18 protein-coding genes are annotated in these 21,716 nt (G+C 60.9%); 1 reads left to right on the top strand and 17 read right to left on the bottom strand.

Going from position 1 to position 21,716, the window contains the following annotated elements; translation table 11 throughout:
- The first annotated feature begins 39 nt into the window (after positions 1-39).
- Positions 40-933, top strand: a complete 894-nt coding sequence (locus tag RCJ00_RS16820; RefSeq protein WP_316223386.1) for a class I SAM-dependent methyltransferase — start codon at positions 40-42, stop codon at positions 931-933.
- A 7-nt stretch (positions 934-940) separates the two neighbouring features.
- On the opposite strand, the gene ligA is transcribed toward RCJ00_RS16820, so the two are convergent.
- From ligA to ybgC, 17 genes are all read right to left on the bottom strand, one after another.
- Positions 941-3,019, bottom strand: coding sequence for an NAD-dependent DNA ligase LigA (gene ligA / locus RCJ00_RS16815; protein WP_316223385.1), 2,079 nt, complete (start codon positions 3,017-3,019; stop codon positions 941-943).
- Positions 3,020-3,056: 37 nt separating this feature from the next.
- On the bottom strand, positions 3,057-3,326 hold the full coding sequence (locus tag RCJ00_RS16810; RefSeq protein WP_316223384.1) for a hypothetical protein: 270 nt from the start codon (positions 3,324-3,326) through the stop codon (positions 3,057-3,059).
- Positions 3,327-3,357: 31 nt separating this feature from the next.
- Positions 3,358-5,088, bottom strand: a complete 1,731-nt coding sequence (locus RCJ00_RS16805; RefSeq protein WP_316223383.1) for a DNA repair protein RecN — start codon at positions 5,086-5,088, stop codon at positions 3,358-3,360.
- 101 nt (positions 5,089-5,189) lie between these two features.
- Positions 5,190-6,071, bottom strand: coding sequence for an outer membrane protein assembly factor BamD (locus RCJ00_RS16800; RefSeq protein WP_316223381.1), 882 nt, complete (start codon positions 6,069-6,071; stop codon positions 5,190-5,192).
- 98 nt (positions 6,072-6,169) lie between these two features.
- A complete protein-coding gene (lpxC, locus tag RCJ00_RS16795) occupies positions 6,170-7,063 on the bottom strand; it encodes a UDP-3-O-acyl-N-acetylglucosamine deacetylase (protein ID WP_316223379.1) in 894 nt (297 codons plus the stop codon).
- Positions 7,064-7,378: 315 nt separating this feature from the next.
- Positions 7,379-9,067, bottom strand: a complete 1,689-nt coding sequence (gene ftsZ, locus RCJ00_RS16790; protein ID WP_316223378.1) for a cell division protein FtsZ — start codon at positions 9,065-9,067, stop codon at positions 7,379-7,381.
- A gap of 382 nt (positions 9,068-9,449) precedes the next feature.
- Positions 9,450-10,832 (bottom strand): cell division protein FtsA, encoded by a 1,383-nt coding sequence (gene ftsA / locus RCJ00_RS16785; RefSeq protein ID WP_316223377.1) that lies wholly within the window; start codon positions 10,830-10,832, stop codon positions 9,450-9,452.
- 62 nt (positions 10,833-10,894) lie between these two features.
- A complete protein-coding gene (locus RCJ00_RS16780; RefSeq protein ID WP_316223376.1) occupies positions 10,895-11,803 on the bottom strand; it encodes a cell division protein FtsQ/DivIB in 909 nt (302 codons plus the stop codon).
- 484 nt (positions 11,804-12,287) lie between these two features.
- On the bottom strand, positions 12,288-14,192 hold the full coding sequence (gene ftsH, locus RCJ00_RS16775) for an ATP-dependent zinc metalloprotease FtsH (RefSeq protein ID WP_316223375.1): 1,905 nt from the start codon (positions 14,190-14,192) through the stop codon (positions 12,288-12,290).
- Positions 14,193-14,287: 95 nt separating this feature from the next.
- On the bottom strand, positions 14,288-15,589 hold the full coding sequence (tilS, locus tag RCJ00_RS16770; protein ID WP_316223374.1) for a tRNA lysidine(34) synthetase TilS: 1,302 nt from the start codon (positions 15,587-15,589) through the stop codon (positions 14,288-14,290).
- A gap of 49 nt (positions 15,590-15,638) precedes the next feature.
- The gene (locus RCJ00_RS16765; protein WP_316223373.1) at positions 15,639-16,583 is read right to left on the bottom strand and encodes a tol-pal system YbgF family protein; all 945 of its coding nucleotides are present in this window, start codon (positions 16,581-16,583) and stop codon (positions 15,639-15,641) included.
- A gap of 268 nt (positions 16,584-16,851) precedes the next feature.
- The gene (pal, locus tag RCJ00_RS16760; RefSeq protein ID WP_316223372.1) at positions 16,852-17,409 is read right to left on the bottom strand and encodes a peptidoglycan-associated lipoprotein Pal; all 558 of its coding nucleotides are present in this window, start codon (positions 17,407-17,409) and stop codon (positions 16,852-16,854) included.
- A 259-nt stretch (positions 17,410-17,668) separates the two neighbouring features.
- Positions 17,669-19,003: a Tol-Pal system beta propeller repeat protein TolB gene (tolB, locus tag RCJ00_RS16755; protein ID WP_411267552.1), complete on the bottom strand. Its 1,335-nt coding sequence runs from the start codon at positions 19,001-19,003 to the stop codon at positions 17,669-17,671.
- Between the two features lie 13 nt (positions 19,004-19,016).
- Positions 19,017-19,901, bottom strand: a complete 885-nt coding sequence (gene tolA / locus RCJ00_RS16750) for a cell envelope integrity protein TolA (RefSeq protein ID WP_316223370.1) — start codon at positions 19,899-19,901, stop codon at positions 19,017-19,019.
- Positions 19,902-19,905: 4 nt separating this feature from the next.
- Positions 19,906-20,394, bottom strand: coding sequence for an ExbD/TolR family protein (locus tag RCJ00_RS16745; protein WP_316223369.1), 489 nt, complete (start codon positions 20,392-20,394; stop codon positions 19,906-19,908).
- A 3-nt stretch (positions 20,395-20,397) separates the two neighbouring features.
- Positions 20,398-21,123 carry a protein TolQ gene (gene tolQ, locus RCJ00_RS16740; protein ID WP_316223368.1) on the bottom strand — a complete coding sequence of 242 codons (726 nt, stop codon included), beginning with the start codon at positions 21,121-21,123 and terminating at the stop codon, positions 20,398-20,400.
- A 106-nt stretch (positions 21,124-21,229) separates the two neighbouring features.
- The gene (gene ybgC, locus RCJ00_RS16735; protein WP_316223366.1) at positions 21,230-21,688 is read right to left on the bottom strand and encodes a tol-pal system-associated acyl-CoA thioesterase; all 459 of its coding nucleotides are present in this window, start codon (positions 21,686-21,688) and stop codon (positions 21,230-21,232) included.
- Positions 21,689-21,716: the final 28 nt, after the last annotated feature.

Here is a 21,716-nt window from a genome sequence, read left to right as displayed (position 1 = left end):
GTGGACAACGTCGTCTGTTCACCCCTTATCGAGGTAATCATGGTCTGTCCGTTATGCGCTTCGCAAAGGGCGACCAAACTCTACACATTGCCCGAAGGCCATGACACGCGGCGCTGCGACACCTGCGCGTTCGTTTTTTTGTGGCCGCGCCCCACGGCCGACTACCTAAACGCCTACTATAATACCGCCCCGGTTTATGATTTCACCTCGGATAGGTCGGCAGACTATGAGGAGGCCGTATCGGACAAGGTATCCCTTATCGGCCGCTTCCTGGCACAATTTCCCCGTCTTTTGACTGACGGCCAGGCGGTGGATTTCGGCGCGGGCAACGGCACGACGGTGAAGGCATTGGAACGGCTCGGCTTCGACGCACTTGGCATCGAGATCAGCGCACAGGCCCGCGCCGCCGCCCACGGCTTGTTCGGCGTGGCGATGCGGGATGGAAACCTGGATGATGTGGCGGAAAACCGCCTGAGTTTTCTCAGTCTGTTTGATGTGCTGGAGCACCTGACCGAGCCCAAGGCCTTCCTCGAACTGGCCCGGACACGGCTGAAAGACAATGCCGCCTGCGTCGTCGGGGTTCCGAACTATAATAGCCTGGAGCGGATGTGGCTGGGGACGCGGTCCAAGGCGCTGATATTCCCCGAACACGTCAATCAATTCACCACCCAGACCCTCAGGCGCACATTCGAAGGGGCCGGCTTCGACGTCCTTTATATCGGTTCTCCGCCGCCCTACGGCGTAGCGATCAGCTTCGGCTGGCGGCGTAGCGTGCGGGCGCGACTAGGGCGCAACGCCCTGTCACGGCTCCTGATCCAGGCGCTGACCTATATAAAGCGGTACTTAGTTTACCCGCTACCGAATCTGTTCGTCGAAAAGACAGGCCTGTTCGGACAAAGCCTGCTGATCGTCGCGACCCGATCGGCAATATAGACAAAGATCAGCCGATCATTGCCAGCCATTCGTCCTCGGTCAAAACCGCGACGCCCAACTCGGCGGCTTTTTTCAGCTTCGACCCGGCGCCGGGGCCCGCCACGACATAGTCCGTCTTGGCCGATACCGATCCGGCCACCTTGGCCCCCAGCCGTTCAGCCTGGGCCTTGGCTTCATCGCGCGTGAATTTTTCCAGTGAGCCGGTGAAAACGACCGTCTTGCCGCTCACCGCATGGTCGCCCGCCACCGCTTCGGCATCACGCACGCGCACCTGTTCCAGCAGGCGTTCATATATCCCGCGCTGATAAGGATGGGCGAAATAGCTGATCAGGGCGTTAGCGACAACTGGGCCGATCTGGTCATGATGCGAAACGCCGTCGCGCGCTGCTTCGTCGCCTTCGGCCGCCGCCACCATCACCTCATGGAAATGACGCTCCGTGCCGTAGGCGCGCGCCAGCAGGCGGGCGGTGGTTTCGCCAACATGCTTGATGCCCAGCGCCGCGATAAAACGATCCAGCGGCAGGTCGCGGCGGCTTTCGATGGCGGCAAACAGGTTCTTCACGCTGAGATCGCCCATGCCCTCCCGGTTCTTGAGCTTGGTCAGGGAGGCCGCGTCACGCGCTTCCAGGGTAAAGATATCGGCCGGCTCCTTGATCAGGCCTTCCTCATAGAAGCGCGTCAGCTGTTTCTCGCCTAAGCCTTCGATATCGAGGACCCGGCGCGACACGACATATTTAAGGTATTCGACGCGTTGATGGGGGCAAGCCTGATCGCCGGAACATTTGCGGGCAACACCCTCCTCGCCCTTGGCATTGCTTTCACGCACCACTTCGGTTTTCAACGGGCACGGGCAAACCGTCGGGAATTGGTACGGCTGGGCGTCAGCGGGGCGCTCCGTCAGTTCGACCGCGACGATTTGCGGGATGACATCGCCGGCGCGCTGGACGCGAACCATGTCGCCGATATGGATATCCTTGCGCGCGATTTCGTCGGCATTGTGCAAGGTGACATTCGTCACCACCACGCCGCCGACATTGATCGGTTCCAACCGCGCCACGGGCGTCAGCGTCCCCATGCGGCCCACCTGAATATCGACGGCGGTCAGACGCGTCAGGGCCTGTTGCGCCGGGAATTTATGCGCAATGGCCCAGCGCGGCGACCGCGATACGAACCCCAGGCGACGTTGCCAGTCGAGGCGGTCAACCTTATAGACCACGCCATCGATGTCGTAGCCCAGGCTGGAGCGTTCACGGCCAATATGGTCGTAGACATCGAGCAGGCCTTGCGCGCCTTCGACCCGTTGCGAATTTGGATTGACCTGAAACCCCCAGTCGCGGAACTTCGCCAAGGCTTCAGACTGGGTCGTGACGAAGTGATCGTCGCTGACCTCCCCCCAGGCATAGGCGAAGAAATGCAGAGGCCGTGACGCCGTGATGGCGGCATCCAATTGCCGCAGAGCACCGGAAGCCGAATTGCGCGGGTTGGCAAAGACCTTACTGCCCTCGGCCAGCGCCTTGGCGTTCATCTCGGCGAATGCCTTGAGCGGCATGTAAACTTCGCCGCGCACCTCTATGCGATCCGGGAAGCCGGTCCCGCTCAGGCGATGGGGAATGTCGGCTATGGTGCGGGCATTTTCGGTGATGTCCTCACCGGTGCGACCATCGCCCCGCGTGGCGGCGCGGACCAGTTCGCCTTTGACGTACAAGAGGCTGCACGAGACGCCGTCGATCTTCGGCTCCGCGGCGAAGGCCACGACCTCCGTATCCGGCAGACGCAGGAAGCGGCGGATGCGGTCTTCGAAGTCTGTCACGTCTTCGGCGGCGAAGGCGTTGTCGAGCGACAGCATGGGAACGCCATGTTCGACCGGCGAAAACTTGGCGGACACCAGGCCGCCGACCGTCTGGGTCGGACTGTCCGGCGTCTTTAGCTCCGGAAATTCAGCCTCAAGCGCCCGCAACTGGGCTTCTAGCGCGTCGTACTCCGCGTCGGTAAGCTCGGGGGTTTCTTGATTATAATAGAGTTCGCGGTGGTACTGGATCTGCGCTGCCAGTTCGGTATGGGCGGCGCGGGCATCATCGATCGTCATTGGGGCCTCTTTTTGCCGATCCTACCTGCCACAAATCTCAGATATTGTCAGGATTAATCCATGGCGTGTCGTCCGGCTCTTCAAGGCTTTTGCGCGTCAGGCGATAACAGAGCAAAACCAGGCAATACAGCACGGCCACGGCCAGTCCGAACTTGAAATAGGTGTGGAGCTTTTCGGCAAATTCCGCCGTCAGGTGATATTGCCAGCCAAAGGTATGAAGGGTCACGCCTGCACAAAGACCGGTGATCAGTACCGTAACGATCACAAACTGAAGCAGGAAAAAGACTATGCGGCGAATAATGGACATCGCGTCGGGACCTCCTTGGCCCCTGACCGCATTATACGACTTCTGCCGCCTTAAGTCTAATCGCTGCTGCGCGGGCTTCGGGCGTAATTTCAGCGCCCGACAGCATGCGGGCCAGTTCTTCCAGCGCCGCTTCGGGGTCAAGGCGCGTTACGGTCGAACGCACAGTATCATTATGTTCGGCCTTCGATACCTTGAGGTGCTGATCACCGCGTGCGGCCACCTGAGGCGAGTGCGTCACCACAATGACCTGAGAATGGGTCGCCAGACGCTTGAGGCGCAGGCCGACGGCATCGGCGACCGCGCCGCCGACGCCTTGGTCGACTTCATCGAAAATCATGACCGGGCGTGACACGTCCGGCGTGTCAGCGTCTTCGCCACGCGACGCCAGTGCGGCCTTTAGCGCCAAGGCAAAGCGCGCCAGTTCACCACCGGACGCGATGACGCCCAGGCCGCCCCAGTCGGCGCCGGGATTGGTCTTAACCTCGAATTCGACCGTATCACCGCCGGTCGCGCCATAGCGTTCCGGTTCCAGCGCCGTTACGGCGACGCGAAAACGGGCCTTATCGAGCTTGAGCGGTGCCAGTTCGTTCATGACCGCGGTCGCCAAAGCTTCGCCTGCCTGAATACGCCGCGCCCGCAGGGCTTCGACGGCGGCATGGAAGGTTTTCTGCGCAGCGTGCATGGCGATGGTCAAACGGCCGAGATGCGCGTCCAGATCTTCAATCTGGTTCAGGGACGCGGCAATACGAATGCGTTCCTTGGGCAAGTCTTCGACCAGCACGCCGAGCTTGCGCGCCATGGCGCGGATGGCAAACAGGCGTTCTTCGACGCGATCCAGTTGGCCAGGTTCGACATCGAGGCTGTCGGCGGCCTGGTCCATCAGCGCCAGGGCTTCGTCGGCAGCGATCAGGGTGCGGTCGAGGGCATCGGCGGCGGCGCTCAGGCGTTTCAGGACCTCGTCATCGCCCGTCGCCCCCGCCTGCATGGCGCGCGTGCGCGCGTGATCGAGCGAGCGGAACGCCTTGACCAGCCGTTGCGACAACTGATCCCCACCGACCGCGTTGCGCGCCTCGGTAATGTCTTCCAGAGCCCGTTCACCGGCCCCCAGAAGCGCCCGTTCTGACGCCAGTGCGGCTTCTTCATCATGCTGCGGATTGAGGCGGTCCAGCTCCTGGAGGCGCAGGGTCAGGGTTTCCAATTCCGCCTTGTCGGCGCTGGCCCGCTTGACCAGATCGCGATGCTCGTCGCGGATGGCCTTAAGCGCCTTCCAGCTATCCGCCACGCGCGCCAGATCGTCGAGGTTTCGGCCATAGGCATCCAACATGCCCAGATGCGAGCGCGCATCGAGGAGGCCGACCGTTTCATGCTGGCCGTGCACTTCCAGCAGGGTGTCGCCCATGGCTTTCAGGACAGCGACGCTGACCGGTTGATCATTGACGAAGGCCTTTGAGCGGCCGTCCCGGCTGACGACGCGGCGCAGCAACAGCCCCTCGCCCGGTTCCAGCGCCAGGCCCTTGTCTTCCAGAAAATCGTAAAGCGGGTGTTCAACGGCGATCTCGAATTCAGCCGTTACCGAGGCCTGCGGTGCGCCGGCGCGAATCAGGCCGGTGTCGGCACGCGCGCCCGTCGCCAGGCCGAGGCTGTCGAGCAGGATTGATTTACCAGCGCCGGTTTCGCCCGTCAGGACGCTCAAGCCTGGCTGGATATCCAGCTCCAGGCGATCGACTAGAACCACATCGGAAATCGTCAGGCGTGTCAGCATATCGCACCAAACCAAAGGGCGACCGCCGATTCATCGGCAGCCGCCCCCATTAAACCTCATTTTCGGCATTTCGCCAAGAACGTTTCGCGAACGCGTTCGCTTTAGCTAAACTTCATGAAGCTAAGCCAGCTCTTTTTCTTTTTCGTATCGGGCGCTTCAGGGCCCTTCTTGCCGTTCGGATCGGGCGCGATCGCCGGCTTTTCACCCTTTTCCGTCATCAGCTTGTAGGCACGCGCATACCAGCGGTCGCCCGGATAGTTGTAGCCCAGCACGGCGGCGTCCCGCGTCGCTTCTTCGTGCAGGCCCATCATCTCATTGGCTTCGACCAGACGATAGAGCGCTTCCGGTGTGTGGCTGGTCGTCTGGTAGTCGCTGGCCACCGTCTTGAAGCGGCCAATGGCGGCCAGGGGCTGGTTGTCGTTCAGGTACCAGCGGCCGACGTCCATTTCCTTACCCGCCAACTGGTCCTGGACCATGTCGAGCTTAACGCGTGCATCCTTGGCGTATTCGCTATTGGGATAGCGGCGCACGACATCGCTCAAGAGCCCCTTGGCGCTGTCCGTATAGGCCTGATCGCGGCCGACATCGACGATTTGCTCGAACGCGCAGATCGCCTTCATGTAATAGGCGTAAGGCGTCAGGTCCGACCCCGGATACAGTTTGATGAACTGATCGGCGGCGGCAGTCGCTTCGACATAATGATCAGCCTGATACTGGGCGTAGATGATCATGACGATGGCACGGCGCGACCATTCCGAATAGGGATGCTGACGCTGAACTTCTTCGAAGTAGGTAACGGCGTCGGTCCAGGATTTCTGGTCCAGGCTTTCCATACCGGTCTGGTACAGAAGCTCCACCGGCCGTTCTTCGTAAACGAGGTGCTGCTGCTTGTTCTTATTCGCGCACCCGGAAAGTCCCGCGACGGATGCGCTGGCCAGCAAAAGAACGATGGCCGATTTCTTCAGAAGCCCCACAACGCTCACGTAAAAACCCTCTTCTCAGCGGTCATGCCGCTTCTTGAATCTCTCTCGGGGATACATCTACACGAGCGCACGGCGCGCGCCAACCGGAGAATTAACCCTTAGCCGACATCGGCCAGGGCAGCGCCACGAGTGACGATGCGGTAGGCATCCGGGCGGGACAGTAATTCACGAACAAGGGCATTATTAAGGCCGTGACCGGCCCGGATTCCTTCAAACCTGCCAACAATCGGCATGCCCAGAACGTACAGATCGCCGATGGCGTCCAGCGCCTTATGACGGACGAATTCGTCGGTGAAGCGCAGGCCGCCTTCGTTGAGGATCACATCGCCGTCGATGACGATGGCGTTGTCGAGCGAACCGCCGCGCGCCAGACCGGCCTTGCGCAGGGCTTCGACGCCGTCAAGGAAACCAAAGGTGCGGGCTGCGGCCAGTTCTTCACGAAACGACTGCTCGGTGATGACCAGGTCGCAAACCTGATGGCCAATCGGCGTGCCGGGGAAATCGATTTCGAAACGGACTTCGAACTGATCCGCCGGTACAAGCGAGGCGCGCTTGTCGCCTTCGACGACTTCGATCGGCTTGAGGATTTCGATGGCGCACTGCGGCATCGCCTGGCAACGGAAACCGGCCTGATCGAGAAGCTGAACAAACGGAAGGGCCGAACCGTCCATGATCGGCACTTCGGGACCGTCCAGTTCGACATAGACGTTGTCAATGCTGAGCGCAGCGAAGGCGGCCATGACGTGTTCGATCGTGGAGACCGAGACGCCGGCGGCATTGGTGATGACGGTGCCCAGGCGCGTCTGGGTGACATTGGTGGCGATGGCGGCAACCTTGTTGTCACGATCCTTGATGTCGCCGCGAACGAAGACCACGCCGGTACCCACAGGCGCCGGACGGACAAGCATGCGCACAGGCACGCCGGTATGCAGGCCAAGGCCGGCAATGATGGCCGCATGGGCCAGGGTCTGTTCGTTCTGATCAGGTAACATAACGCTCACCTACTTGCCGCCCCAGCGCGCAATAAAAAAGCGGGCTTCTGGCCCGCATTAAACATCTCATTTTGGGGCGCGGATAACAAACGAACTTGTATTTCCGTTTGTAACGCCTTGCTTAACAGGGATTTAACATGATTTTGCGGTAAAAATCACCCGGTGGATTTGGGCAGGGATATAAGCCAGAGATACAGAATGTAATACGAAAAATCCAGGTCCGCGGAGCGGGCCTGGATTCCATTTGCTTAGAATTTAATTGAGCGCCCTAAGACCAGTCTGATCTCAACGGAGCCGAAACCCTCAGGTCACGGATCAGTTAGCGAGGCGCCTTAAGAAAGACGGGATCTCGAGATCGTCCTCGGCTTCCATAGATGGCTGAACTTCGGCACGGGCGGCCGGGTTGAGATTCGACTTGGCAGCCGACGGGGCAGCGCCCGGGGTGTAGCGATCGGCTTCATCGGCTTGCGGCTGGGCCTGAGCCACCGGAGCGGCGGGGGCAGCAGGTGCGGCGCTACGTTGCGGGAACAGACCGCGCCAGAAGGATTCGCGTCCCTCGTCTTCGGTATTCAGGCGGGGAGCCGGCGCGGGCTGGCTGGGGCGCGGGGCCGCCGTATGGGCATAGGGTGACGGACGCTGGATTTGCGGTGTCACGGCCGGGCGGGCCGGAGCCGGTTGCGGCGCAATGGTCGCCGGTGTGGGCACGGAGAAATCTTCATCCGCGACCGACGGATCAACGATCCGCGCAACAATGCGCGGCTCTTCCGCCGCCGGAGCTGGCGCCTGAGCTACAGGGGTCGGGGCCACAGGGGTCGAAGCCACAGGAGCCGAAGCGGCTGGCGTTTCGGTGAACAGGCTGGAACGCGCAGGCGCCGGTGCCGGTTGTGGCGCAGGCGTTGCATGTTGCGTTACGGGTGCAGCCGCGACAGGCGCCGGAGCGGGTGCGGCAGGCGCATCATTGCGCGAGCCATATCCCAGGCCGAAGGTCGGCGCCGGGGCAGCGGTGCGGGCCGGTGTGGCCAGCGGCGTCTGAAGGGCCACGCCATCCATGCCGGTGGCAACGACCGAAACGCGCAGCTTGCCTTCCAGGTTCGGATCGAAGGCGGCGCCAAAGATGATGTTGGCTTCCGGATCGACTTCCGACGAAATGGCATTGGCCGCTTCGTCAACTTCGTGCAGCGTCATATCCAGACCGCCGGTGACGTTGACCAGAACAGCCTTGGCGCCTTTGAGCGAGGTTTCGTCGAGCAGCGGGTTCTGGATGGCGTTCTGGGCCGCCAGCAGCGCGCGGTCTTCGCCCGAAGCTTCGCCCGTGCCCATCATCGCCTTGCCCATATCGGACATGACCGAACGGACGTCGGCGAAATCGAGGTTGATCAGGCCGGGCAGAACCATCAGGTCGGTGATGGAACGCACACCGGCGTGCAGAACCTGGTCGGCCATACCGAAGGCTTCGGCGAATGTCGTGCGCTCATTGGCGATGCGGAACAGATTCTGGTTCGGAATGACGATCAGGGTATCGACATAGCGTTGTAGTTCGGAGATGCCCGCATCGGCCAAGCGCATGCGGTGGCGGCCTTCGAAGGTGAAGGGCTTGGTGACAACACCGACCGTCAGAATGCCGCGCTCACGTGCGCACTTGGCGATGATCGGGGCCGCACCGGTGCCGGTGCCGCCGCCCATGCCGGCGGTGATGAAGACCATGTGAGCGCCTTCGAGGTGCTCGGAGATCACGTCGTTCGATTCTTCGGCGGCAGTCATGCCGACTTCGGGATGGGCGCCAGCGCCCAGTCCTTGCGTAATGCCGACACCCAACTGGATGCGGGCATCCGTGCGTGAAAACTGGAGTTGCTGCGCATCGGTATTTGCAACGACGAATTCCACGCCCTCAAGGCCGGCTTCGATCATGTTATTTACGGCGTTGCCCCCGGCACCACCGACACCAAATACAACGATACGCGGCTTCAGTTCAGTCGCGCGAGGCGCAGAAAGATGAATTGCCATGTTATCTTGCCAACCTTTCACAATCTCTCCCTTCAGGGGATGCGATTAACGCTATCGGACCCCAGATGCTCGGGAGACCATGAGACAACCAATATACTTAACGATTGGTTACCCGTTAACTTGAGTCGGATAAAAATGAAGCTGTTTTAGTAAGATTTTTTAACAGAGATTACCAAAGTGTGACTTTTTACCAGGACATTGAGTCAGGAAGGAGTCACTGGGGTTGTCTTTTTCGCCTATCGGGGGAGCAGAGGTTTCCGGAAGGTTAATTTGGCCAGTGTCTCCGCGGTACGCCATTAGTGATTTGCAGGTATCCAAATGCAACTGAGCCCGGCACGCTGGGGGCGTGTCGGGCTCAGTAAGGTCTGGCTGGTGATGACGATCAGAGATTGGTCTTTAACCAATCGACGACGCGGGCAATGACATTTCCGGTGCCGCCCGAAGGGGCGTCCTTTGGGCCGATCTTGGCCGCCATGATCTTCTTGACCGGCACGACATCGCGTGGGCCATAGAGGGTGCGCAGGATGACGCCGGCGGTAGCGGCGAAGGACGGGCCGGCCGCGGCGTCGCCCAGATGCGGCACGCGCATCGGCTTACCCAAACGGCACGGGCGGTCAAAAACGCGGATCGCCAATTCACGTACGCCCGCCAGTTGCGATGCACCGCCGGTCAGGACGATCCCCGCTCCCGGTTCGATCTGGACGCCGGACGCCTTGATCTTTTCACGCAGAAGCTCAAACGTTTCCTCGACGCGCGGGGCGATGATGCCTTTCAGGATGGAGCGCGGCACGGTGATCGGCGCGCCGCCGCGATCGTCACCACGCGGCGGGGCTTCGACGGTTTCGCGGTCTTCATTGGCGGAAGCGATGGCCGATCCATGCAGCGTCTTGATCCGCTCAGCGCCGGCCAGGGTGGTCGACAGGCCACGCGCGATATCGGCGGTCACATGGGCGCCACCGACATTCAGGCAATCGACATGCACCAAGGTGCCATTGGCGAAAATGGCGGCGGTCGTCGATGAGGCCCCCATGTCGATGCAGATGCAGCCCAGTTCCTTTTCGTCCTCTTCCAGAGCCGCGACGGCAGCGGCCAGCGGCGCGCAGACAATGGCCTGGACTTCGAGATGCGCCAGCGAAACGCACTGGATAATATTGTTGAAGACGTTTTCGTCGATGGTCACGACCAGCAGTTCAAGACCGAGCGCGCGTCCGGTCAGGTTGCGCGGGTCGCGGACGCCGGGTTGATCGTCGACACTCCACGACACCGGCAGCAGATGAATGGCGCGACGGTTGGGAAAACGGACCTGAGCCAGGGCAGAGGCAATGGCGCGGTTGAGATCGAGATCGGAAATGGGCTTCAGCCCCAGCGACACCTGGGCCGATACCTTATGCGATGCGGTTTGGGCGCCGGGAATAGTGACGCGCACCCCCTGGATAGACACATTTGCCATGGCTTCGGCGCGTTCAACCGCCTGAGCGATGGCCTGGGACGCGGCCTCCATGTCGATCACCGAACCGGCGCGGATACCTTTTGACTGGACATAGCCGACACCGGCCACGCGGATCGACTGGTCTGCCTGACGCGCGCCGTCCGGACGCATGATGAAACAGCCGATTTTCGACGCACCGAGGTCGAGGGAGGCGATCAGCCCAGACGCCGCGGGCGGGCGGGCGGGCGTTTCACCGGCAGCAGGACGCGCACCCTTTGTCTGCACATGGGTGGCGGAAAAGTGTTTGGCAGCTTGACGGTCTTCAAATCGGGACATGGGCTGTAAGTCTGAGAGATTCTGCTTGTTGCCAGTTGTTCTAACTGCGGGCGGGTTTCGGATCAGGCGGCGGGCGGCTTGGGGTGGGCTTCGAGCGGGACTACCACCAGGGCATCGGGGTCGAGCAGGTCAATGGAAGCGAAGCCCTGATCCAGCACACGTTGCTGGGCCATAAGGGCATCGAGCTTACCCAGAGCCTGTTCCTGGTTCAGGGCCGGCAGCTTGATGACCGCCGTATTCTTGAGCAGGATATTCCAACGGCGCGTATCGACCCGTTGCAAGGCATAGGTCTTCTGCATCAGAGCCGGACGTTGGCGCATCAGCTCGATGATGTCGGGCGCGGCTTCATTGGCCCCCTCGCCCACCACGTATGGCAGGTTGGGAAAGCGCGTCGATATGGCTTCGGGGATGATATTGCCCTGATCGTCAATGACCGTGTTCTTGCCCTGATACTGCCAGACAGCGAGGCGCGGACGCTCGACAACATCGATGATAAGCACACCGGGAAACTGACGGCGAACGGTCGCCGACTTCACCCACCCCACAGCCTCGATATCCTTCTGGACATTTGCGAGGTTCATGAGGGCGAAGGGCTGATCCTTCTCGAACTTGAGCGCGCGTTTGACGTCGGGCATGGCTTCCGGGCTGACGCCGACCAGCGAAATCTTTTGCAGGCGCAGGCCGAGGGCGGCCATGCGGCTGTCGGCAAAGTCAGTAACCGCGTGACCGAGGGCTTCGGCGCGATGGCCGGTGGCCAGGACGACGCTAAGCAGGCCGACGATGACGGCGACAGCGAGCCAGCCCGTCAGTTCGTTCGGCATATGGACCGCGCCTATGACGCTGGGCTTACCCGCCTGCGCGGCTTTGCGTCCGGCCGACCGCTTGCCCGGGCTGCGCGGCGCAGCCTTGCCTGCCGATTTCGGTGCGGCCGGGGCGGCTTGTCGTCTGCCTCCACGAACGACGGCGGGCATGGGCACTCTCCAGGTCTTACGGCCAGCTTTTGCGGCGCGATGCGTAGATAAATATTGGAGAGAGAACGTTCCGCCCCGCGCTTGCCCGGCAAGCCCGTCACGTCAGTCTCCCGCCCATTTGGTCAAGCCTGCATAAAAACCCGAACGTCCTTAACAGAGTGATAATGCCGCAGCATTTCGTAAGGAATTTGTAACGATATCCATAAAGATTCCGCCGCCAGCCGATTCCCGGTCGAATTCGCCTGTCGAAATCGCGGAGTTCAGGATCATGTCCTGATCCACACGTCATGACCTTCGACTCATGGCGTTTGGCCATGACGTGTGGCTAGGGCGACTGCCCGCCGCCGCCTATGCGGCGAGCCATGCGGCGTTTGAGCTGAGAAAGTGAATACCAATGAAGCGGTTCTAAACCGCGCACATGGTATGACAAGCAAAAACGGGCGGTGCTTTCGCACCGCCCGCTTCGCAGATCGATTTATGCCGTTCAGGCGACCACGGGTACGGCCGATGGCACCGCTTCTGTTTCCGGCACGGCCGAGTTGGAACTCAACTCGATCGAAACGCCAGTGTCTTCGTCGCGGACGATTTCCTCGCCATTCAAAATCTTGGCGATCTCTTCACCGGTCAGGGTTTCCAGATCCAGCAACGTGCGCGCCAGGCGGTGCAGCCCTTCCAGGTTTTCGGTCAGTATGCGTTTGGCCTCGTCGTAACCGGTCTTGACCAGACGCTTGACTTCGCTGTCGATCAGTTGCTGAGTTGCCTCCGACGTATCGCGGCCGAGCGCGCCATATTCATCTTCGCCCTGCTTGTAATCGACAAAGCCGAGTTCGTCCGAATAGCCCCAGCGGGTCACCATGGCCTTGGCCAGGCGGGTCGCCTGCTGGATATCCGAAGACGCGCCTGACGTGACCTTTTCCTTACCGAAGATCAGCTCCTCGGCGACGCGGCCGGCCATAAGGATGGCAAGGCGCGAAGTCATCTGGACATAGTTCTGCGAATAGCGGTCACCTTCCGGCAACTGCATGACCATGCCCAAGGCGCGACCACGCGGAATGATGGTCGCCTTGTGGACCGGGTCGGCCTCGGGCGCCTTGAGGGCGACGATGGCGTGACCGCCTTCGTGATAGGCGGTATTCTTCTTTTCGTCTTCCGACATGGCCATGGACTTGCGTTCGGCGCCCATGAGCACCTTGTCCTTGGCGTCTTCGAAATCGCGCATGGTCACCAGCTTGCGATCCTTGCGCGCCGCCATCAGGGCGGCTTCGTTGACGAGGTTGGCCAGGTCCGCCCCGGAGAAGCCGGGCGTGCCGCGCGCAATCACCTTAACGTCGACATCGACGGCCAGGGGGACATTCTTCATGTGCACGCGCAGGATGGCTTCACGGCCGACCAGGTCGGGATTGGGCACGGTGACCTGACGGTCGAAACGGCCGGGACGCAGCAAGGCCGAATCCAGCACGTCGGGACGGTTGGTGGCGGCAATCATGATGATGCCTTCATTGGCTTCGAAGCCATCCATCTCGACCAGCAACTGGTTGAGGGTCTGCTCACGTTCGTCATTGCCACCGCCATGACCGGCGCCACGGTGACGGCCGACAGCATCGATTTCGTCGATGAAGATGATGCAGGGCGCGTTCTTTTTGGCCTGTTCGAACATGTCGCGGACGCGCGAAGCGCCGACGCCGACAAACATTTCAACGAAGTCCGAACCGGAAATCGAGAAGAAGGGCACACCGGCTTCGCCGGCGACGGCGCGGGCCAGCAGGGTCTTACCTGTACCCGGAGGGCCGACCAACAGGGCGCCCTTGGGGATCTTGCCACCCAGCTTCTGGAACTTCGACGGGTCTTTGAGGAAATCGACGACTTCCTGCAAATCTTCCTTGGCTTCCTCGACACCGGCGACTTCGGCAAAGGTGACGCGGTTCTTGTGTTCGGTCAGCAGGCGGGCTTTCGACTTGCCGAATCCCATGGCGCCGCCACGGCCGCCGCCCTGCATCTGGCGCATGAAGAAGATCCAGATGCCGATGATCAGGATAACAGGCAGCAAGGTGGTGATGACGCTCATCAGCAACGAGGCGCGGCTCGACTGGATCGTCGTCTTCACGCCATTTTGGACCAGGGCGTCGTCGAGCGCCTTATGATCATAGGTCGGAATGACGGCGTGGAACTTGGTGCCATTGGCCAAGGACCCCGTCGCTTCATCGTTGTGAATCGTGATGTCCTTGATCTGCTTGCCATTCGCCTGAACCAGCAGGTCGGAATAGGCCAACTCCTGCGGCTTCTTGCTGTCAGGGACCAGACCCCCATGGGTGTTGGTGTTCATCACAACATAGATGCCGAGCAGGAAGGCCAGAATAACCCCAATAATCGCCATTGAACGCAGGTTCATGCCAATGTCTATCCTCGATACGGCCCAACAGGGCCACCCCTCCGCGGGGTAATCAGTACATTAGTCACCCATATAGGGTGGTCCGTTCGGTTTCGCTACATACGTTTGCCAGGGCCAGGCCAAGAATTGCAAGGACTGGGCCAAGAATTGCTCCCGAAAGCCCCTCCGAACGCCCAGGCAACCGCACTTTCCGTCTCGATCATTCCGAGCGCCGCAAAAAAGCGGGGCATAACCAGACAGTTTAGTCCGGAGACGTTGTAAGCACTCAATAGTTTACTTTCATTTTCTTTTTTCAAAACCGGCAAATGTCCGCGCACAATGGCGGGCAAGGCAGCCAAAACATCGCGATCCATCGCTGAAAGATCGCCGCGTACGCGGCAGACAGGCCTTATGTCGGCCAGATCATGCCCCGGCACAACGAAGCGGCCATCCCATACCTGATCCGAAACCGCAGCCGGTCGCCGCTCGATATCGCCTGGGTTGCGCGTAATGTGGATGAGGTCGGCGGCGGGCTCTATCCGCGATCCGCACAGGGTCATGACGCCGCCGGCGGGCAGACGCGCCAGCAGATTTTCAAGTTCGGCCCGACGCGGTAACTTATCGCCCCCTCCGGCGCAAACCACGGCGGCCGATAGCACCCGAAACGCCGCGTTCGATGGCAAGGCGTGCATCACATCGGCCCGAAGCGAGATCAGCCCATAGTCTGCCCATTGCGTATCGATAAAATCTGGCAAATCCGGCAGGTCGGTCGCAAACGGCACAGGCGCTGCCTCCGCCGCCGCACCGCCGCGCAGGCCCGCCCGGACGCGGGCACGCAAGGAAGCCGGATTGTCGTTCGCCGGATCGTCGATCCAGTTCACGCCTGCATCGCGCAGGTATCCACGCAAGGCCTCACGCCGGACATCGAGCAGCGGGCGATAGAGAAAAACGCCATGACCGTCGGGCCAGACCGGCGAAGGCGACCACGCCTGAGGCGCGCCTACATTCGATCCTTGCGCCCGCATAAGCCGGGCTTCGGCTATGTCATCGGCGGTGTGGGCCAGGCACAGGACAGATATGCCGGACTGCCGCGCCGCCGTGGCCAACAGGCCATGTCGCGCCCGGCGTGCCGCCGCCGCCAAACCGGTAGACGGCTTGTCCCCGGTCCAGTGCAGCGGGGTAAAGTCGGCCCCTACCCGTTTGGCATGCGCCCCGACCGAAGCGGTCCAGGCCGCACTGTCCGGGTTCAGGCCGTGATCGACACAAAAGACGTGGAGCGGGCGCTGGCCCCATTCGGCCAGCATATATAGCAAGGCGACCGAATCCCCGCCGCCCGATACGGCAACACCCAAAGGGCCGTCGCCATCGAGACGACGGGACAGATCAGGAAAACCATGCGGGAATGGTGCGCGCCCCACCGCGCCTAAGGGATTCTTCGGCGCGACAAGGACAGCAAAGCAATGGGCTTTAGGCGGCCGCGCACCGGTTCTTGTCCTTCAGGGTCTTGGCCAGGGAGCGGGTATCTGTGGTCGCGGCCTTAGCATAGTTCTTTTCGAACTGGGCCAAGGTGGCGCACACATCAGTCGGACGATTGGTGTCAGACAGGGCCTGGGCCAGTTTCACCGTAGCTTCCGGCGCCCAGGATGTCTTGGGCCAGCCCTTAAGCGATGTGGCGTAGGCGGCCACGGCCCCCGACGCATTGGACTTCATGGCGCGAATCTGGCCCAGACGGAACCAGGCTTCAGGCAATTGCGAGGATTGCGGCCAGGTGGTGGTGAAGGCTTCGAAGGCGCGGTCGGCGTCATCGACCTTACCCGAGGTCATCAGGTTGAAGGCCTGTTCGAAATCGCTTTCGGCATTGCCAAGCGACGCCGGCGGCGGGGGTGGCGGCGCCAATTGGGCGTCAATGTCCTTAAGATGGGCATCGGCCAGGTCGGCACGCTTGACCAGGGTGTCGAGACGCGCATTCTGGTTGGTGATCTGTTGCAGCAACTGCTGGTTCTGGTGTTGCAGATCCTCGATCTGGCCGGTCAGGGTCATGATGGTCGCCGCCTGATCGTCCTGCTTGCGCGACAGGGTATCGACCGTGGCCTGAAGCGCCACGACTTCCGGGTCGGGCTCGATCAGGATGGGCGGACTTTTCTGATTCTGGACACGCGACACAGACCGTTCCAGCTTCCGGACATTGCGGTCGAGGCGTTGCAGCTTCTTGGCGTCCCAGACAGTGTTGTCGGTGGGCTGCTGGCCCGGAATTTCCTTGTCGTCCTCGTCATCGAAAATCTGCGCGTGGGCACCCGTGGGCGCCATGGCCGTCAGCGGCACGATGGACAGGGGCAGCGACAAAGCCAGTATGGACAGGCCGGCGGCAGCCTTACCACGCGCGTTGAAACGAAGTTTAAAACTGTGATTCATGACGTAATCCTACCCCCGCCGCAATCGTACTGAAAAGCGTGATGCATCGAAGCATATTTATAATATGGTTAGCAATATAGTCGGGCTGAAATAAGACGTTGTTTGTGAAAAAGTCCATCCATTCAGAGCAAACCTAAACCTGGGTGTACTGTCCCGCATCTTTACGGCCCGGCACAAAACAAAAGGCCCCCTGCCGACCGGCAAGGGGCCTTCTGAAAAATAAACCCACAGCCCCAGTAACAGCCCGAGTATCTGTAGGGCGATGGTTTTACTGAGCGCCCGAGGTCAGGCTGGTGTGGGCGTTACGATTCTTGGCCCAGGCATCTTCGCCCGAACCGTTGTCGATCGGGCTTTCCTTGCCGTAGGAGATGGTCGCGATACGGGCCGGAACGACACCCTTGCCCGTCAGGAAGTCCGACACGGCCTGGGCGCGGCGGGCGCCAAGGGCGAAGTTGTATTCACGCGTGCCGCGTTCGTCGGCATTGCCTTCGATGCGGATCTTGACGTTCGGATAGCGGACGAGCCAAGCTGCCTGAGCCGCCAGAATGCCTTGCGCGTCGGCGCGGATGCTGGAGGAGTCGGTGTCGAAATAGACGCGGTCGCCGACATTGACGACGAAGTCCTGCTGCGAGCCCGGAACGATGCCCGGCAGCGGCGCCTGAGCAACCGGTTGCTGAACCGGCGGGGGCGGAGGAGCGGGTTGTTCGGCAGGGGCCGGCGGCGCCGTGTCGACAACCGGTTGGGCCTTTTTGGTACAGGCCGCGACGGAGGCCAGAATAAGGGCTGCCATGGCGATCTTGGCAACAGATTTGGTGGATACCGTCATGTTTAATCCTCTCGTTTATAACAGTCTTGGGGAATGTATCTCGGTCTTGTGACGGGATTATGCACAAAACTCATAAAGATACGATTATATGCCTATTAACTTTTGTCAAACCTCAGACGGGAAATTTCCATACAATTGGTAATTTTTAGCCTGTGGGCGGGGAAATGCCCTGAATTGAAGTGTCTTGTTACCTCAAAACCGTTGCATTCCCCTTACGCGACATGGTTACCAATATCAGACCACATTATTTCAGGCCAAATTACTTCAGGCGGGGCGACCAGGCGGGGTCAGACGCCCCGCCCGCATAGGGCACGGCACGTTCGACGCGGCCTGTGACTTCCACCTGCCACAAGGACGGCACGCCCGCCGGGCTTTCCCGGAAGAACATGATGTAACGACCATTCGGCGCCCAGGTCGGACCTTCTTCAAGATAGGAGGAGGTCAGGAGCTTGGCGTTGCCGCCGCTGGGGTCCATCACGCCGATAGAGAACCGGCCGCCCGACTGCTTGGTAAAGGCGATCATGTCGCCCTTGGGGCTGAAGACCGGCGTCGAATAGCTGCCGCCGCCAAAGGTGATACGGCGCACATTGCCGCCACTGGCGTTCATCAGGTAAATCTGCGGTGAGCCGCCGCGATCGGAGGTGAAGGCGATAGTCGAACCGTCGGCCGAGAAGGACGGCGAGGTGTTGATCGCCGATCCGCTGGTCAGCTTGGTCATGGCGCGGGTGCGCAGGTCCATCACATATATATTGGTCGCACCGCCCTGACTGACCGAAAAGGCCAGCTTGGACCCGTCAGGCGAGAAGCGCGGCGCGAAGGCCATGCCCTGAATTTGCCCAACCGCTTCCTGACGGCCGGTTTCCAGATTGTAGATATAGATGCGGGCGCTGTCGGCCGTCAGGGCCATATAGGCGACTTCCTGGCTATCGGCGGAAAACCGCGGCGTCATCACCTTGGTATTGTTGCCGGCGACCGGCAGATAGGACGGATTGGCGCCATCCTGGTCCATGATGGCCAGATGCTTGACGCGCGCCGTGCGGTAGCCGCTTTCGGCGACGAAAACGATACGGGTGTCGAAATAGCCCTCCTGACCGGTCAGCTTTTCATAGATGGCGTCGGCGATCTTGTGGGCGATGCGGCGCCAGTTTTCCGGCGTTGCGGTCAAGGACTGGCCCAATAACTGCTTCTGAGAGAAGATGTCCCACAGGCGGAAATCGACCTGCAGACGGCCATCGGCATCGACAAAAGCGCGGCCGTTGGAGAGATATTGCGCGTTAATCGTCTTCCACGAATTGAAATCCGGCTGGACGGCAACGTCGAGATTGGTCTGGATGAAAGCCGCCGGATTGATGGGCGCGAAATAGCCGGAGCCCTCCAGGTCGTTCATAACCACCTTGGAAATTTTCGCCCCCATGTCGCCACCGGCCGCATCCGTGCCGCCGATGGAAATGGCGATAGGCAAGGGCTGGATATTGCCGGAATCGACCGTGCCGGTCAGTTCGCTTTGTGCATTGGCCATTGCGGGCACGCACAGCAAAAGGATGGCGCCGGCCATCGCCGCGAACATTCTTGATATGACTGTCGTTGTCTTCATGGTCTGTAATCCTTTAGCGGCCGCGGCAGGCTGCCTGGGCGTTGAAGGTAATCTTGATGGGACGGTTATAGAGGCCTTCGGGCAGGCCCAGGAAAGCATTGGGCTGTCCCTTGTTGACGGCGGCCATGGCCAAGTTGGCCCCGGCTTGCCACACGGGGTCGTTACGCTTGTTCACCCAGGTCGGACCATCGGTAACACGGCCATTGGGCGAAAGTGTGAAGCGGATTTCGGGGCTGACCTCATCGCTGCCCGGCACGTCGCAATTGAGCAGCCACAGCTTGTTCAGCCGCGATGTCAGGGCGCTGACCTCCGCCTTCAGTCCGGCGTCAGCCGGGCCGGAGCCTTGCGCTGACTGGCCGGTCGTCTTTTGGGTCGACGCCTGGGCCTGACGCTTGGTCGGCGCCTGGGACGGCGTCGCGGCCAAACGGCCAAGCAGGTCATCCTCCGGCGCCTTCTTTGGCGCGGGCTTGGCCGGCTGCTTTTGCGGCGGTGTCTTGGCCGGCGCAGGTTCGACCTTTTTCAGGCCGTTCTTGTCGGGCGGCGCCGGTGTGGGCTTCGGCGGTTGAGGCGTCGGCTTAGGCGGGGTCGGGGTCGGTTTTGGCGGCGTGGGCGTGGGCTTGGCCGCCGGCTTGATCGGTTCCGGCACGGGTTGCGGCGGCGCAGGAGTCGGCTTTGGCGGAACAGGCTCCGGCTGAGGGACCGGCGCGGGTGTCTTGACGGCCAGTTCATCGACCGGCGCTTCTGCCATCTGCCGGCTCGGCATGTCGGAAATGACCTGCACTGGCACGGAATTGACCACCAGCGGCTTAGGCGTATGGGTCCAGGTAATGAAGGCAAGCAGAACCAATGCCGCGTGCAGCACCAGGGAAATCAGTAAGGACGGGCCGAACTTCTTCATGCGTCTATTGCGTCACCGCCGCCGTATGGGAGGCAGAGGTCGCGCTCTTGCCACCCAGGGTATCGGTCACGAGATTGATCTTGACGAAACCAGCCGTCGACAGCTTGCCCATCACCTTGGCGACGGCATCCCATGACGCGGCGCCGGCGCCACGCACATAGATTGGCGTATCGGTATCGCCGCGCGTCATGGCTTCGATGCGCGGGGCCATCTGTTCGTAACTCGCCGGATCGTCATTGACGTAGATATTGCCATCCTTGTCCACCGACACGGTGATCGGGTCGCCCTGATCCTTCAGGGCGGCGGCTTCGGTTTTCGGCAATTCGATCTTGATGCCGGAATTGAGCAACGGCGCGGAGATCATGAAGATGATCAGCAGCACCAACATCACGTCGACCATCGGTGTGACGTTGATTTCCGACAAGGCGGCGCGGCGGCCGCGACGACGGCCGCGACGCTTGGCACCGCTTCCGCCTGAACCTCCCATGGCCATGGATCAGCTCCCCAGCTTGTCGCCGAGACGGCGGGTCAACGAGACCATAAGTTCATCGGCAAAGCCTTCCATGCGCGACGAAAACCGCGCGACCTTGGCGTTGAACAGGTTGAAGGCGATATAGGCCGGGATGGCGGCAAACAACCCCATGGCCGTGGCGAACAGGGCTTCGGAAATGGCCGGGGCGACGGTGGTCAGATTGGTGTCGCCCTGAGAGGCAATGGCCGAAAAGGCGTTCATGATACCCCAGACCGTGCCGAAGAGGCCTACGAACGGCGAAGCCGTGGCGATGACGGCCAGGATCGACAGGCCATCTTCGATAGCGTCGGCCTCGTTGGCAATGACGTGGTTCAGTTCGCGATCGGCCTGGGCGATCAGCAGGTCGCCCTGAGTGGCGCTCATCGTCTTGCCCTTGTAGTCGCGCCAGGAGCTGGTGACGATCACCAAAAGCTTTTGCAACGGCTCCTTCGGCTGGGTGCCCAGGGTCGCTGCGATATCGTCAAGCGCGCGGCCGGAATTCAGTGCGCCTTCGAAGGCGTCGGCCTCCTTGTTGGCGCGACCGAACGCCATGACCTTCTGAATAATGATAGCCCACGACCACAAGGACGCCAAGGCCAGGCCGACCATGATGATTTTCACCACGATATCGGCATGCATGAAAAGATCGATGAAGTCCAAAGCGCTTGAAGCGTTTCCAGAAGCTGAACTGGCGGCGGAACTTACGCTCATGTCGCATCCCCAATAAGAGTTAATCGGAATAGTGAATCCATAATATGACGTACCTTGCACGACAATTGGCGACATTTCTATGGCACCGGGCCATAAAATGGCGCGTCTACAGCGCTTTTCGCACTGAAACCTGCGGCTTTATAGCGTCGAGCAAGGGCTTTGCCATACGGCGCGGACGGCCCTTGAGGTCTATACATACGACCGTCACCTCACCGTCGGCGACGCAGAGGCCATCACGCTCAATCCATTGCTGGATGACGAAACTGGCGCCGCGTGCGTTCAAAAGCCGGCTCTTGACGACGACCAGGTCATCGATACGTACCGGCGCCCGGTATTTGATCCGGATGTCGCTGACGGCAAAGGCCAGAGGCTCATCAAGCGCCGCCAGCTGGTGATGGTGAACGCCCAGCAGGCGCATATATTCAGACCGGCCGCGTTCAAAATATTTCAGGTAATTGGCATGGTAGACGACACCCGAAAAATCGGTGTCCTCATAATAGATACGGACGGGCAGATGATGCTCATCGCCGATGATCTGGCCAGACAGCGGGAATTCAGTGCTCATGCCGCCGTTCTAATGAGATCGGGCGGGA

This window comes from Asticcacaulis aquihabitans, assembly GCF_032490435.1.
Taxonomy (GTDB): Bacteria; Pseudomonadota; Alphaproteobacteria; order Caulobacterales; family Caulobacteraceae; genus Asticcacaulis.
Note: the sequence above shows the minus strand (reverse complement) of the source record. Positions and strands in the feature narration are given on the sequence as shown.

Bases quoted from the DNA above. Each gene is read 5' to 3' on its own strand.
- RCJ00_RS16810 (WP_316223384.1), bottom strand. From the start codon at position 3,326: ATGTCCATTATTCGCCGCATAGTCTTTTTCCTGCTTCAGTTTGTGATC.
- ybgC (WP_316223366.1), bottom strand. From the start codon at position 21,688: ATGAGCACTGAATTCCCGCTGTCTGGCCAGATCATCGGCGATGAGCAT.
- ftsZ (WP_316223378.1), bottom strand. From the start codon at position 9,067: ATGGCAATTCATCTTTCTGCGCCTCGCGCGACTGAACTGAAGCCGCGT.
- tolA (WP_316223370.1), bottom strand. From the start codon at position 19,901: ATGAAGAAGTTCGGCCCGTCCTTACTGATTTCCCTGGTGCTGCACGCG.
- tolQ (WP_316223368.1), bottom strand. From the start codon at position 21,123: ATGAGCGTAAGTTCCGCCGCCAGTTCAGCTTCTGGAAACGCTTCAAGC.
- RCJ00_RS16745 (WP_316223369.1), bottom strand. From the start codon at position 20,394: ATGGCCATGGGAGGTTCAGGCGGAAGCGGTGCCAAGCGTCGCGGCCGT.
- ligA (WP_316223385.1), bottom strand. From the start codon at position 3,019: ATGACGATCGATGATGCCCGCGCCGCCCATACCGAACTGGCAGCGCAG.
- ftsH (WP_316223375.1), bottom strand. From the start codon at position 14,192: ATGAACCTGCGTTCAATGGCGATTATTGGGGTTATTCTGGCCTTCCTG.
- RCJ00_RS16780 (WP_316223376.1), bottom strand. From the start codon at position 11,803: ATGCCCGCCGTCGTTCGTGGAGGCAGACGACAAGCCGCCCCGGCCGCA.
- RCJ00_RS16805 (WP_316223383.1), bottom strand. From the start codon at position 5,088: ATGCTGACACGCCTGACGATTTCCGATGTGGTTCTAGTCGATCGCCTG.
- RCJ00_RS16820 (WP_316223386.1), top strand. From the start codon at position 40: ATGGTCTGTCCGTTATGCGCTTCGCAAAGGGCGACCAAACTCTACACA.
- pal (WP_316223372.1), bottom strand. From the start codon at position 17,409: ATGACGGTATCCACCAAATCTGTTGCCAAGATCGCCATGGCAGCCCTT.
- RCJ00_RS16765 (WP_316223373.1), bottom strand. From the start codon at position 16,583: ATGAATCACAGTTTTAAACTTCGTTTCAACGCGCGTGGTAAGGCTGCC.
- lpxC (WP_316223379.1), bottom strand. From the start codon at position 7,063: ATGTTACCTGATCAGAACGAACAGACCCTGGCCCATGCGGCCATCATT.
- ftsA (WP_316223377.1), bottom strand. From the start codon at position 10,832: ATGTCCCGATTTGAAGACCGTCAAGCTGCCAAACACTTTTCCGCCACC.
- tolB (WP_411267552.1), bottom strand. From the start codon at position 19,003: ATGAAGACAACGACAGTCATATCAAGAATGTTCGCGGCGATGGCCGGC.